12 protein-coding genes are annotated in these 14,396 nt (G+C 49.7%); 5 read left to right on the top strand and 7 right to left on the bottom strand.

Going from position 1 to position 14,396, the window contains the following annotated elements:
- On the bottom strand, positions 1-1,253 hold a 1,253-nt coding region (locus tag WBV75_RS14365; protein ID WP_424121270.1), incomplete at its 3' end, for a serine hydrolase domain-containing protein.
- Between the two features lie 183 nt (positions 1,254-1,436).
- On the opposite strand from WBV75_RS14365, the gene WBV75_RS14360 reads away from it, so the two are divergent.
- The 5 genes from WBV75_RS14360 to WBV75_RS14340 all read left to right on the top strand — a co-directional run bounded on the left by WBV75_RS14360 (position 1,437) and on the right by WBV75_RS14340 (position 6,930).
- Entirely contained in the window at positions 1,437-4,568 is a 3,132-nt protein-coding gene (locus tag WBV75_RS14360; protein WP_424121269.1) for a WD40/YVTN/BNR-like repeat-containing protein, read from the top strand.
- A 130-nt stretch (positions 4,569-4,698) separates the two neighbouring features.
- Positions 4,699-5,349, top strand: coding sequence for a hypothetical protein (locus tag WBV75_RS14355; RefSeq protein ID WP_424121268.1), 651 nt, complete (start codon positions 4,699-4,701; stop codon positions 5,347-5,349).
- Between the two features lie 168 nt (positions 5,350-5,517).
- Positions 5,518-5,916, top strand: a complete 399-nt coding sequence (locus WBV75_RS14350) for a hypothetical protein (RefSeq protein WP_424121267.1) — start codon at positions 5,518-5,520, stop codon at positions 5,914-5,916.
- A gap of 18 nt (positions 5,917-5,934) precedes the next feature.
- Positions 5,935-6,138, top strand: a complete 204-nt coding sequence (locus tag WBV75_RS14345) for a helix-turn-helix transcriptional regulator (RefSeq protein WP_424121266.1) — start codon at positions 5,935-5,937, stop codon at positions 6,136-6,138.
- A gap of 93 nt (positions 6,139-6,231) precedes the next feature.
- On the top strand, positions 6,232-6,930 hold the full coding sequence (locus tag WBV75_RS14340) for a sulfite exporter TauE/SafE family protein (RefSeq protein WP_424121265.1): 699 nt from the start codon (positions 6,232-6,234) through the stop codon (positions 6,928-6,930).
- Here WBV75_RS14340 and hypE read toward each other — a convergent pair.
- Genes hypE through WBV75_RS14310 form a run of 6 tightly spaced genes read right to left on the bottom strand, consistent with a single transcriptional unit; the run spans position 6,927 to position 14,378 of the window.
- The gene (hypE, locus tag WBV75_RS14335) at positions 6,927-7,952 is read right to left on the bottom strand and encodes a hydrogenase expression/formation protein HypE (protein ID WP_424121264.1); all 1,026 of its coding nucleotides are present in this window, start codon (positions 7,950-7,952) and stop codon (positions 6,927-6,929) included. The two genes, WBV75_RS14340 and hypE, sit on opposite strands and share 4 nt — an antisense overlap.
- A 12-nt stretch (positions 7,953-7,964) precedes the next feature.
- Positions 7,965-9,050 carry a hydrogenase formation protein HypD gene (gene hypD, locus WBV75_RS14330; protein WP_424121263.1) on the bottom strand — a complete coding sequence of 362 codons (1,086 nt, stop codon included), beginning with the start codon at positions 9,048-9,050 and terminating at the stop codon, positions 7,965-7,967.
- Positions 9,047-11,308 carry a carbamoyltransferase HypF gene (gene hypF / locus WBV75_RS14325; RefSeq protein WP_424121262.1) on the bottom strand — a complete coding sequence of 754 codons (2,262 nt, stop codon included), beginning with the start codon at positions 11,306-11,308 and terminating at the stop codon, positions 9,047-9,049. The genes hypD and hypF overlap by 4 nt, the downstream gene beginning before the upstream one ends.
- On the bottom strand, positions 11,292-11,843 hold the full coding sequence (locus WBV75_RS14320) for a hydrogenase maturation protease (protein WP_424121261.1): 552 nt from the start codon (positions 11,841-11,843) through the stop codon (positions 11,292-11,294). The genes hypF and WBV75_RS14320 overlap by 17 nt, the downstream gene beginning before the upstream one ends.
- Positions 11,844-11,868: 25 nt before the next feature.
- Positions 11,869-12,633, bottom strand: coding sequence for a Ni/Fe-hydrogenase, b-type cytochrome subunit (gene cybH / locus WBV75_RS14315; protein ID WP_424121260.1), 765 nt, complete (start codon positions 12,631-12,633; stop codon positions 11,869-11,871).
- Between the two features lie 11 nt (positions 12,634-12,644).
- Positions 12,645-14,378: a nickel-dependent hydrogenase large subunit gene (locus WBV75_RS14310; RefSeq protein ID WP_424121271.1), complete on the bottom strand. Its 1,734-nt coding sequence runs from the start codon at positions 14,376-14,378 to the stop codon at positions 12,645-12,647.
- Positions 14,379-14,396: the final 18 nt, after the last annotated feature.

The raw sequence follows: 14,396 nt of genomic DNA, 5'->3' as shown, positions 1-14,396 counted from the left end.
GAGTAAGCGGCCAACTCCAGGGTAGGCCGCGTGTTTTGGAGCCTCTTCTCAACGAATTCCTTCTCCCTGGCGAGGCCTTCTTTCTCAAAACCTTCATATAGTTCAAACACCTCTTTGTGCCAGGCGCGACTACTATCGTCGAATGCCCAGAGATCCAGGGCTTTATACATAAATGCATGTCTTAATTCTGCGTGGTCCCGATTGGCCAGAAAATAAATTGCTGTATTTTTTTCGTGAATCACCCCAGCTATGGCGATCAGGCCCCCGATGCTACCGGTATGAAAATCCAGTTTCTCACCCCTGTAGTCGTGTTGAAACCAACCCAGCCCATAGGACGTCCAGCTCGGATGAGTGAGGGCCTGAGTGGGGTAGAATGACGCTTTGGGTATAAGGGCATGGGGTTCAAAAAGGTATTTGAAGGTTTCGGGTTTGAGGATGGTTTTTCCCTTATAAACCCCTTTTCCAACCAACATTTGGAGATAGTGTTCTATATCTGCGTTACAGGTCCAGATCATGCCCGCCGCCCCGATCTGGTCAGAAAGGTTGTGGGGCACTTCTATAAATCCTTCCTGCGCACTATAATAATAGGGGGTGACATAGTTGCCGACCTTAAAAATATCTGAAGCCCGGGCAACGGTACGTTCCATTTCCAGGGGTTCGAAGAGATGTTTTTCGACAAATTCGGACCAGGGTATCCCTGAGATGGAATGTATAACCTCCCCCGCTGTAGCGTACATCAGGTTGTTGTACTCAAAACCACCCCTAAGCGGATACGCCTTTGGGGCCAGTGCAAATCGTTTTAGGGTCTGTTCGGTAGAAACACTGTCCATGAACCAGAGCATGTCTGCACTGGCGATTCCCAAATTATGCGTTAATAAATCCTGAACCCGGGCTTCTTCCGTAATATATGGATCGGATAACTGGAATTCAGGAAGGTACTCCCTCACCCGATCCGACCACTTTAGCTTACCCTGATCCACCAGAACCCCCAGGGCCATGGCGACCATAGCCTTCGTGGTAGAACCCATATTAAAAAGCGTTTCCTTATCTACCGGGGTTTTCGCATCTACGTCGCTTACCCCATACACTTCGCTAAAAACAACTTCCTCGTTTTGCACGACTATGGCCGTCATCCCGGGGATGTGCCAGTCCTCGATCCCCTGCAGGAGCATCGCGTTGAGTTCCCGGGTTTTTTCCTGGCCTATTGAGGAAGACAGGGGGAGCAGGGTGCAAAAAAGGATTATAAATCGCAATCTAATGGAAATAGGCCTGGGTGTTTGGGTAACAACTGAAAATCCTAAGTGTACCTGTATAGGCGTACAGAAAAGAACTTAAGGTACAAAAAAGGGACTTTCAGTGTAAAAATAGTATCATTTGAATTTTCTATCTACCTGTAAAAAACTACATTTAGATACCATCAATATATACTGTTTACCATGCTTAGAAACTTCTTATACCTGTTTTTGTTTTTCCTTGTTTTTCCCGGTTTGGCACAGGACCTCCAAACCTATATGGAGCCTGCCAAATTTCGCAATATAGGACCCTTCCGGGGAGGACGGTCTACGGGGTCATCCGGAGTGGTCGGTGATCCGCTCACGTATTATATGGGTACTACCGGTGGTGGTCTTTGGAAAACCACAAATGCCGGCCAGACCTGGGACAATATTTCAGACGGGTATTTCAAGACAGGTTCTGTGGGAACCGTTTCCGTGTCGGAGAGTCACCCGAATATTGTGTATGTAGGCATGGGGGAACATGCGCCCAGAGGAGTGACCACTTCTTACGGGGATGGGGTATATAAATCGACGGATGCCGGTAAGACATGGCAACATATGGGATTGGACAGTACCCGTCATATCTCGAGGATCGTTATCCATCCGGATAACCCGGACCTCATCTGGGTGGCAGCCCAGGGGGCTATCCACGGGCCTACAAAGGAGCGTGGTATTTATAAATCTGTGGATGGTGGAAAGACTTGGAAGAATGTCCTTTTTGTCAATGAGCTCACGGGATGCAGCGATCTATCCATGGACATGCACAACCCCATGGTCCTCTATGCCGCCATGTGGGATCATATCCGTAAGCCCTGGAAGGTAATCAGTGGAGGTCCGGGTAGCGGGATGTACAAATCCACCGATGGAGGCGAAACCTGGTTCAAAATTCACAAGGGTCTCCCTGAGGAGAAGGGAAAGATGGCCGTGGCTGTATCTCGGGCCAATTCGGATCGGGTCTATGCCCTGGTTGAAAGTGATACCCATAAGGAGAAGGGGGGACTTTTTGTTTCCTCCGATGCGGGGCAAAGCTGGAGCCGGGTAAGCGGGGATCACCGCTTGATTCAGCGGGCATGGTACTACATTGAGATTGCCCCTGACCCGAATAACGAGCACACCATTTATGTGCTCAGCGCTTCTACCTACCGATCTATCGATGGTGGGAAAACCTGGGAAGAGGTACGTACCCATCACGGGGATTACCACGATCTGTGGATTAACCCGGAAGACTCTAAAAATATGCTCATATCCGATGACGGAGGGGCTGAAATCACCTTCGATGGAGGTAAAACCTGGTCCAGGCAGGACAATATGCCCACAGCTCAGTTCTATAGGGTGGCGGTTGATAATCAATTTCCCTATAACCTGTATGGGGGACAGCAGGACAATACCTCGGTTAAAATCTCCAGCATTGGAATGGGGACTTCGGGAATTGGACGAGAGCATTGGGAACCTTCAGCCGGGGGCGAAAGTGCTTTTCTGGGCTTTGATCCGGATAATCCGGAAAAAGTAATGGGCGGCAGTTACCTGGGCACAGTGAATTTGCTGGACGTTAAGGCCAAAACAGGGACAAAGGTCATGATAGAGCCCAATCTGTATCTGGGGCTTCCCGCGCGGGAGATGAAATACCTTTTTAACTGGAATGCCCCGATTATCAAGTCAGTACATGAACCCAATACTTATTACCACGCCGCCCAGTACGTATTGAGAACACGGGATGAAGGAAATTCCTGGGAAGTGATGTCGCCGGATCTCACGGGGAACCAGGACGAAAAACAAGGCAACGGAGGTGGGCCCTATACAAACGAGGCCGTCGGGGCTGAGAACTACGGGACCATCAGTTATATCGTTGAATCCCCTCATCAGGCGGGGGTTTTCTATACCGGGAGTGATGATGGCAAAGTGTATATTACCCGCGACAATGGGGTGAACTGGAAAAATATTACTCCAAAGGGAATGCCGGAAACCCTGGTGAATGCCATTGAAATTTCCCCTCACGATCCGGGCACTGTTTATATCGCCACGACGCGTTATAAATTCAACGATTTTACACCTGCTTTGTATAAGAGTACGAATTATGGCGGGTCCTGGACAAAAATCAGTTCGGGAATCCCCTATGGAGCCTTTACGCGTGTAGTGCGGGAAGATCCCGGGCGAAAGGATCTCCTGGTTTGCGGAACCGAGACGGGCCTTTATGTTTCCTATTCAGGAGGCAAGAGTTGGGAGCAGGTGAAATCCAATCTCCCTGTAGTCCCCATTACGGATCTTAAGCTGAAGCACAATGATATCATTTTGGCAACTCAGGGCCGTTCCTTTTGGATATTTGATGACCTGCCACTGCTCAGGCAATACACAGGAATCCCTTCTGAAACTGTGATTTACAAACCGGAAGATGTAATTTATCCAAATTGGTACAGCAGTATGAACGCTTCAGACCCCGGAGGAACAGATTCCTTTGAGGGCGTGAACCCGGCAAGTGGTATGGTGGTCTATTACGCCCTCCCCGACAAGGTCGATTCATTGGAAGTCCGTCTTGAGATTCACGATGCTGCAGGCAATTTGGTTCGGAGTTTTACCTCTGTACCGGATTCGAAATACCGGCCTTATGAGGGGGCACCTTCAAAGGCCCCGGTGCTCCCCGCAAAAGAGGGGTTAAACCGTTTTGTCTGGGATTTGAGGCACTCCGGGCTCCCCGGTGCTCCGGAGGCTTATATCGAAGGTAGCTTCCGGGGGCGCAGGGCTATGCCCGGCACCTATACCCTGAGTCTGAAACACGGGGAAGTACAAAATAAAACTCAGGCAATTTTGCTGCCAAATCCACTGATTCCGACCACTGAGGCCACCTGGAGGGATTATGACGCTACTATGAAGCAGGCTGAGGACAGGTACCGGGAAATGACGGAATTGACCAACAGTATGTACACCTTGCAGGGAAGGCTTCGGGAGATGATCTCCCATTTGGAGACCACGCCGCATACTGAGGTTACTGAAGAAGCAAATTACACTCTGGAAAAGATGCAGGAATGGGATAAGAAAATGGTCCAAAGGTTATCAAAGGCCTACGACGACGTAGAGAATTACGTCAATGGTTTTACGGCTGAGTATCTTACAGCCCTGAATCATGGAGATAGCGGGATTCCAAGGATAAATACAGGGACAAAGTCGAAATTAGAGGCACTTAATGCACAATGGAATGTCTACAAGAAAGAAGCTGAACTTTTGATCAGCGAGGATGTGGAAGGTTTGAACAGGGAATTTTATGAACTTGGGATCGGAGCCCTTTACCTGAGTAAATAAAAGCCGAATAAGTGCGGGGGAATTCCGGCTGGAAAAAGTGTAAAAATGTGTTTTGACGAGGAATCAAAGCACTTAGGCTCAAGCATTTTGAGGAGTGATCCGAATACCTTTAATTCGGCCAGAACACTATATGAAAATGAACACTTTCAGGGGTAAATATGGCAGCTTGTGGGCAATGCCCTTAGTGCTTATTAGTGCCTGCAGCCCACTCCGGCCAGATACCGAATCCTATGGCGAGGCCTGGGAAGAAGTTCTGGAATCCAGTAGGTGGGAAACCTCTTTGAATGATCTACCCAATCCTTCTGCTGACAGCACTACGTACTTCGCCTTGCCCGAATTCAGCCCGACGACAAGCACCGAGGTGTCCGAAGATTTTCTCCAACTCTATCCGGTTCTTGTGAGCCGGGCCTATTTTCGCCTGATTTCTGAGGCGATGGAGGCGGATCAGGATGTGGCGCGCAGCTATCAGGAACTTTACCGGGAGTCACGAATGCCGGATTATCAGAGCAACGCCCGGAAACAGCAGGAGTTTGAGACGGCTGAAAGGAGGTATCTCGCACACCGGGAGATGCTCAACGGCTTAAGGTCCTGGAACGCCTTTAACCGTTACGGCTCGGATGATTTGGATTTCTTTTTACAGGAAGAGTTCGAGGTAGCCTATGCGAAGCACCAAAGGGGAGTAAAGGAAGATGCCCTGGTGGAATACCTGATGCGCCGCCTGGCAGATTTATACCATCAAAAATACGGTGGCCTGACTTCCGAAGAATTACTCCCGGGCTAATTCCCTTCCCACACATTCCTATATAAATACTAGAGTACTTTCGCGAGCGTCGGATTCTCCTTAGAATAGATTTTTGTAAACTAAACTTGACATTTTAATTTTTATTCTTATATTTGTCAAATAAACTTTACAAAAAGACAATATTAGTTTACTATGAAATCGCACGTTATGAATACAAAAACAGCAAAAAGAAAAAATTTGAGCCGGTTGGCCATATGGACCATGGCCTGGACAATTTCAACAGCCCTGGCTACTTTCGGTAGTCTTTTTCTCTGGGAGGGGAATAAGGCGCTCACCGCTTTATCCATCCTGTTGAATGTCGGAATCGGAGTGGGGATGGTTCTTGCCAATCGTCAGTTTTTGGAAGATTCCGATGAACTTGAAAAAAAGGTGCAGCTCGAAGCAATGGCTCTGACCCTGGGGTTCACCCTTATTGTGGGGATCGCCTACAGCATCATGGATTCTACGAACCTGATCCCCGGGGATGCCGAAATCGGGTTTTTAGTAGCCTTTATGGGAATATTTTATATGATAGCCCTGGTTTTTAATCGAAAAAGATATCTGTAATCTTTTTAATCATAGGATATGAAAAACAGACTACGGGTATTGAGGGCTGAAAAGCAATTGACCCAGGAGGATTTGGCTTCGGCTATCGGAGTTTCCCGCCAAACTGTCAATGCTATAGAAAAGGAAAAATTTGATCCGAGTCTCCCAACAGCTTTTCGAATGGCGAATCTTTTTGGGTGCAGTATTGAAGATATTTTTCAGTTTGGGGATTTGAAATCCTGACGGGCCGGGGGAAGTAATGAAAATCCTTGTATAAAAGAGGGGTCACTTTCAGGGTAATCTGGTATTTTAGTGCATTAGACAACCCTGTAGGACATGTTATTTGCATTCACTTCCGGATTATTAGCCGCTATGCTCCATGTGATTTCCGGTCCGGATCATCTTGCAGCGGTTACGCCTTTTGCTATTGAACGGAAAAAAAAGGCCTGGAAAATCGGTCTGATTTGGGGGCTCGCCCATCTGGCAGGCATGTTGGTCATCGGGCTATTGTTCATGCTGTTTCGGGAGGCGGTCCCGGTAGAGGCTATCTCAGCCTATAGCGAAGAGTTGGTGGGCCTGGTCTTGGTTTTGGTGGGGCTATGGGCCCTTTACGGAGTGTTTACAAAAAAACAAACACATTCGCATACGCATATCCACGATACGGAGTCCCCCTTTCTTCATAAACACCCCCATAACCACCACGGCACCGGAGGGCATTCACATAAACATGCCACCTCTCCGAAGAATCATAAAGCGGCGGCCTTTTCCATAGGTTTTCTGCACGGCCTGGCGGGGATTGCACATTTTCTCCTATTTCTGCCTGTACTCAGTTTTGAGTCGCAGTATGAAGCGAGTTCTTATATCCTTGGGTTTGGAACGGGAACCGTCCTGGCCATGACCGCATTTACCCTCGTTCTGGGCAGGGTGTCAGAGCTGGCGAAAAACTGGCACAACCCCCTTTTTTTCCGCGGGATTCGGGTGGCCGGAGGGCTTTTTGCGATAGTGATTGGCGTATACTGGATGCTGAGTAACTAACAAATTCGCGGCAATTGTTCTCCGATCAGGGGAGTAACGATCCTTTTACCCCCGATACTACTTTCCATAACCACCTTACCCGGATGATCTGTTACAATAGTTCCAATACACGCAGCATGTGTCCCTTTCGGATGTCCCTTCATAAACCTGAGGATTTCTTCGGAGCTTGCGGCATCCACGATGGCGCAGAGTATGCCTTCATTCGCCACGTAGAGGGGGTCCAGCCCGAGGATCTCACAAGCTGCCGAAACCTGGGAATCTATAGGGAAATCCGTTTCCCGCAAAAGCACCCCGAGGTTACTGTCCTGGGCGATCTCCGAACAAACCCCGGAAACCCCTCCCCGGGTGGGGTCTCTGAGCAGGTGAATGGCCGGGCCGAATGCATTTAGCAAATCGTGTACAAGGTGGTTGAGGTTTGTAGTGTCGCTTTGAATTTCCGATTCAAACTCCAGGCCCTCACGCTCGGAGAGAATAGCCATTCCATGGGCTGCGATCGGCCCGCTTACCAGGAGTTGATCCCCGCTGACAACGCGTTCCATCGCGATATTGGCATCGGGATGCGGACTGCCAATACCTGTGGTGTTGATAAAGATTTTGTCGCCCTTCCCACTTTCCACGACCTTGGTATCTCCGGTTACGATCAGCACTCCGGAATCATCGGCAGCTGATTTTATCGAGCGTACAATTTCCAGAAATTCCGAGGTGGGCATCCCTTCTTCGATAATAAAACTCAGACTCAGAAAACGGGGAATACCCCCGCACATAGCTACGTCATTGACTGTTCCGTGAACTGCCAGTTCACCGATATTCCCCCCTCTGAAAAAAATAGGTGAGACCACAAAACTATCTGTGGAAATGACCACCGGCCCCTCAAGGGGAACAATCGCACCGTCGTGTTTTTGTTCGAGATAAGGGTTCTTAAAAGTTGTAAAAACGATTTCGTCCAATAATTCCCGCGTCATCAGGCCGCCGCTGCCATGGGCGAGTTGTATGGAATCGGGGAGCTTAGGTTTTGTATACATAGGTTAAGACAATCAAAGGGTGCTGGCAAAATGATAATAGGCCGCACAGGCTCCTTCAGAGGAGACCATCGGAGCGCCTAAGGGGTTTCTCGGGGTACATTCTTTTCCAAAATGGGGGCACTGATGCGGTTTCTTTTGTCCGGTCAGGATGGCTCCGGCCATACATTTACTGTTTTCGGCCCGCCCTTTTTCCTCGAGGTTAAACCTGTGGGCTGCATCAAAATTGCTGTATTCCGGCCTTAGGACATATCCGCTTCTGGGAATAGTGCCAATTCCCCTCCACTGCCGATCCCCGATCTGAAAGACCTGATGGATCACCTTTTGGGCGGCCAGGTTTCCTTCCTCGGTGACGGCGCGCTTATACTGGTTTTCAACGCCGAATGTACCTTTTTCCAGTTGGAGGACTGCGTGGTAAATGCCCTCAGCGAGATCCAGGGGTTCGAATCCGGTAATGACTATTGGAATCTTATATTTTTCAGATATGGGATGGTATTCGCGGTATCCCATAATGGCACAAACATGCCCGGCACCCAGAAATGCATCTATAGCGCAATGGGGATCGCTTAGGATTCCCTCCATGGCCGGAGGCACCAAAACATGGGATACCAGGATAGAATAATTGGTAAGCCCTTCTTTCTCGGCTTGTAGAACTGAGAGGGCATTGGCGGGTGCTGTGGTTTCAAAGCCCACGGCGAAAAAGACCACTTCCCGCTCCGGGTTTTCCCTGGCAATCCGCACAGCCTCCAACGGGGAATACAAAATCCGGAGATCCCCGCCTTTGGACTTTGCTTCCAGCAGGCTTATCCCACTCCCGGGAACCCGAACCATATCGCCAAAGGAACAGAGAATAACACCTTTCTCCATAAGCGTTACGGCCAGGTCGATAAGTTCCATAGGCGTGACGCATACCGGACAGCCCGGGCCGTGAATCATCTGGATTTCCTCCGGAAGTAAATCGAGCAACCCATTGCGAACCAGACTATGTGTTTGCCCGCCGCAAATCTCCATGATTTGCCAGGGTTGGGTGACCACTTTTTCTATTTGTCCCAGTACCTTTTGGGTCGCTTCCAGATTCCGGTATTCGGTAAGATACTTCATGAGTTACAGTTCAAATGGTACATCAGTTGCCCGAAAGGTATGTTTTCATCGTTGGGGCTGAGTTCCCGATGAAAAAAAAGTTCAAAAGAACCGGGGTTGAGTTCACAAAGCAATTGGACCAGCAATGCATTTTGAAATACGCCTCCACTACAGGCAATTTTGGAAATCCCTTCCCGCTCCGCTTTCTCTAAGATAAGGTTTGCCAGGGTGAAAATAAAATCCCCGGCGAGCTGTCCGGGGTGCTGTCCGGAAATCAGCCTGCTTTTGAGTTCTCCGATGAGTTGTTGAGCAGGTATATTCCCGGAATCATCCAGAGGAACAAGCCGGGATGCATTATCGATTTCGAAAGCACGGGTGGCGGCTTCCAATAGCATGGCCGCCTCTCCTTCATAGGAATTGAGATCGCAGATACCCAGCAGGGATGCCACGGCATCAAACAACCTGCCCATGGACGATGTTTTTAAGGTGTTCGCTGACTTGAGTTGCCTGTAGAGCTTCCAGGTGTGTGGACTAAATTTGTCTTGTATAAATTTGGGCTCCTCCAGGAGGGAAAACAGGGAGAGCCCGGGATTTTTGGCCATGGCATCCCCCGCGAGCCAGTCAAAATAGGCCACTTGCCCCACCCGGGTAACGGAGCCTTCATCAAAACGGAAAAATTCGCCTCCCCAGACGTGCCCGTCTTCCCCGTAGCCTGTGCCGTCCCAAACGATTCCGAGTATGGGTTCAGAGCTTTTGAACAGATCGTTCTCCCCCAATACTGCCGCGAAATGCGCCCTGTGGTGGGGAATCTGATACGCGGGGATATTCCATTTTTCAGAGAGCTCCTTTCCGTATCGGGTGCTGAGGTATCCCGGATGGGTATCGGTCAACAGGGCAGTCGGCTGCTTTTGGAAGAGTGTGGTAAAGCTTGAAATCAATTTGGTAAATCGCTCGAAGACCTCATAATTTTCCAAATTTCCTATGTACTCGCTGATGTAGAGAAAATCATTGGGAATAAAGCCAATGGTGCTCTTGAGTTCAGCTCCCAGGGCCATAAGGCCCGTACTGCCAGATGTACTTATGGGCCGGCTGTAATTCGGTGCGAAACCCCGACCCCTTCTGAGCAATATGGGAATAAATTCAGGGGGGGGAAAACGAAGCACAGAATCGTCCTGGGAATGAATAATTTCGAGGTCGTGTTCAAAAAAATAATCCGCCACCCCAGACAGTTTTTCATGTGCCTGGGTCTCGGAAAAACATATGGGAGCCCCGTGAATATTGCCGCTGGTGGCTATCAGGGGTCTGGGGCAGGCCCTGGAAAGTTGTTCCAGAATTCCCGTATAGGGCAGCATTACCCCGAGCTGTTGCAGCCCGGGGGCAATAACATCCAGGGCAGCCTCCCCCCGGTAATGATCCGTGCCGAGTAGTACAATGGGACGCTCGGAGGACGTGAGTGCTTTCCGTTCTGCTGTCTGCAGGGAAAAATCCAGCTCCAATTCTTCAATGGAGGGATAAAGTACTGCAAAGGGTTTTGTGGGCCGTTTTTTTCGGGTCCGCAATGTCTCAACAGGTTTCTTTTTTGTGGCATCGCAGCACAGCAGGTACCCCGAGGTATTTTTTAGGGCGATAATCTTCCCCTCTTCCAGGAATACGGCAAGCTGCTTAAAAACATTCCCGTTTTTAACAGAAACCGAAACCCCATTGGCGTCTGTAATCCGATATTTCATCCCGCAACCCGGACAGCTGTTAGTCTGCGCGTGAAAACGCCGGTCTGTCGGGTTCCTGTATTCCTCAATGCATGCATCGCACATATTAAACACCTGCATACTGGTATGCTCCCTTTCAAAAGGAAATGTTTTTGTCAGGGCCCATCGGGGCCCGCAATACACACAACTGATAAACGGATATCCAAAACGCCGGTTTTGGGGGTCGTTGAGTTCCTGTCTGCAGTCCGCACACAGGGCAAAATCCGGGGTCAACTGCAGGTTGAGGGTGCTGTTTTTGACTGAGGCCCTGATACTGAAGTGCTCAAAGGACTGAAATGGAATTTCCTCATATCGATGGCGCAGGACCCGGGCGATGGCCGGGGCTTCCCGCGTAATTTTGTCATAGAAGGATACCAGGCTTTGTCTCGGCCCTGAGGCTATTACTTCCACCCCGGCTTCGTTGTTGGACACGTTGCCCCTGAGCCCTGAGGCCAGGGCTTCCCTGTACACAAAAGGTCGGAATCCCACACCCTGTACCCGCCCCTGAATTTGTATTCTAAAGGTGGTCTCCAACGACCGGGGTTTCTTTGTGGAGGGATTGGGCAAGTGTAAGTATTTGATCCATGGCTACCGGGATGGCCTCTTGAACAGGCTGCGAAACTTCAACGCTCATGGGGTTTATATGGTCGATAGAAACAGTAATCAGGTAGAGGTCAGGTTGGTGTTCCAGGAGGTAAACCGCTTCGATCATATCTTTAAGGCCGACATCGTGCACACTGAGTGCTTTAGGAAAATCAGAGGCAAACTTAGGTCTCAACAGGCTGACGGTTCCGGCCGGTTTTCCATCCATAGTGGCATCCACAAAGATCACGGTACCGTAGGCCTGAAAACGATCGAGCAGCAAAAACCCGCCCGTACCTCCATCGAGGATGTCCAGATAGTCGGGGATGGAACCCTCTGATAAGGCTTCAATCAATCGCACCCCGATACTCTCATCACCCATCAGGTAGTTTCCCACCCCGAGCACCAGGATGCTCCCAGTTTTGTCTTTCTCGAAATAATAACTGTCACTGCTGATGCCCTGCGGGCTTTGGGATGTGTTTTTCATATATACAGTATGTCTGAATGGAGGATCAGGAGGTTTGAGAAGGTTCGGCCGCGGTCTCCGCCAGATCATCCGCATCGGCAATAAGTTCCTCGATTTCTTCTTTGGTCAAGCGGTCTTCTTGTACAAATTTGTAACCTCCGAAGATTGAGGATACTTCCCCCCGCCCTTCGAGCCAGTCGTGGTAAAAGACGAGATAGACGTGTATGAGGGTAAAAAAGATGAACAACCAGGTAGCGATGTGGTGAATGGTTCGCACCATAAAGTCGCCTCCAAACAGGGGGACTACCCACCCAAAAAGATCTGCCAGCCACCATCCGGACATGCTGGAGTACAAACCGAAGCCTGTGATCACCTGGACCACGGCGACTACAAAGAGACCTACATAAGAAATGGCGGCCACGGCATTATGCCCTACACTTATGTTCCGTACATCCTCGGTTTTATCGTGTTGCAGGAGGATATCCACCTTAAGGACATGAAGGATATTCTTACGCATTTTCTGGCTAAAGGGTATAAAGGATTTCCAGTTTGCAAAACGATTCCCCACAAAGGCCCAGTATATGCGAAAAAGCATATTGAAAAAGAAAATATAGGCCGTTCCAAAATGAATAAACCGAACCGTTCCAAACCAATAGGATTCACTCGCTTCTGCCCCGGAGAGAATGGCTGGTGGATCGGCAATAATGAATCCAGTGGCTGCCAGTGTTGTGATACACAACACATTAATCCAGTGGAAAATCCGTACCGGAAGTTCCCAGACATAGACGCGTTTATAGTTTTTGGACTGCATGGTTCAGGTTTTTAAATGTCACAACTCGAAATATTTTGTACTTGAGAGAGGTGTTTTCCATGCTCATCGTACAAATGCACCGCACAGGCGATACAGGGGTCAAAGGAGTGAATCGTCCTTATGATTTCCAGAGGGAGTTCCGTGTCAGCCACCGGCGTACCCAGCAGTGTGGATTCATAAGCGGAGCGCTGCCCTTTCGGATCTCTTGGCGAGGCGTTCCAGGTAGAGGGAACCACCAGTTGATAGTTGGCCGTCTTCTTGTCTTCTATCCGGATCCAGTGCGCAAGGGCGCCTCTGGGAGCTTCTGAGAAGCCTACACCCTTGGAAGACTGAGGCCAGGATTCAGGTTCCCACTTTTCGGTGTTTGCCATTCTGGAATCCCCATTTTTGATATTGTTCAGCAAGGTGGCGTAAAAATCCTGAGTCCATTGAGCGACAAGCCGCGTTTCCAGTCCTCTGGCCGCCGTCCGCCCGAGGGTGGAGAACAGGGCATCCACAGGTACGTCAAGTTGGGTAAGCGCGCCGTTAACCAACTCCTGGATTTCTTTATTGCCGCTGGCATACCCGACCAGAAGTCTGGCCAGAGGCCCTACTTCCATAGGTTTTCCTTTCCAGCGCGGGGTTTTGATAAAGCTGTATTTCTGGCTGACGTCCAATTGTTCATATGGCGGTTTGGGGCCACTGTAATTGATATTCGTCTCCCCATCCCATGGATGCCTTCCGCTTTCAGCCCCTTCGGCATAGGGATCGTACCAGGAATTATTTACAAATTCTTCTATATCGCCATTGCGATGATTTACCTCGTGTACTTTCGAGAGGTCCCGGTCCAGGATAATCCCGGGAGGGAATTTAAAGTTAGAAATATCCGCATATCCGTTGGTAGGGAAATCGCCATAGGCCATATAATTCCCGAAGCCTTTACCGATGCTGCCCCAGTCCTTATAGAAGGAGGCGATAGCCATCAGGTCAGGGAGATATACCTGTTCTACAAATTCCTGCCCTTCTTTAATGAGTCGCCCTACATAGGCCAGTCTTTCAGCGTTGAGCCCTCCGGGGCTGTCTTCATTAATGGCACATGCCATACCCCCTACGAGGTAGTTGGGGTGCGGGTTTTTACCCCCGAAGATCGTATGCACCTTCACGATTTCCTTTTGCCACTCGAGGGCTTCAAGGTAATGCGCCACCGCGAGGAGGTTTACCTCCGGCGGAAGTTTCATTTGGGGATGCCCCCAGTAACCGTTGGCAAAAATTCCCAATTGCCCGCTTTCGACGAAACGGGTGATCCGCTTTTTAATGTCGGAAAAATAACCCGGGGAACTCTTGGGCCAGCTGGAAATACTCTGGGCCAAAGTTGAAGTGGCCGCCGGATCTGCTTTAAGCGCATTCACCACATCCACCCAATCCAGGGCGTGCAGGTGGTAAAAGTGCACCACGTGGTCATGCATATAGAGGGTTCCCTCCATGATGTTGCGAACCATTTCCGCATTGGGGGGAATATTGATGCCCAGTGCATCTTCAACAGAGCGGACAGAGGCCAGGGCGTGGACCGTAGTACAAACCCCACAGGCCCTTTGGACAAAGGCCCATACATCTCTCGGGTCCCTGCCCTGTACGATACTTTCCAAGCCGCGCACCATAGGGCTGGAGCTATAGGCATCTGTGATTACGCCGTCCTTTACCTCAACTTCGATGCGCAAATGCCCTTCGATACGGGTAATGGGATCTACTACTATTCTATTTGCCATGATGATGGAGTTATGGAG

The sequence above is a fragment of the Robiginitalea sp. genome (assembly GCF_049588695.1).
In the GTDB taxonomy this organism is placed as follows: Bacteria; Bacteroidota; Bacteroidia; order Flavobacteriales; family Flavobacteriaceae; genus Robiginitalea.
This window is presented reverse-complemented; position numbering and strand designations above follow the sequence as displayed.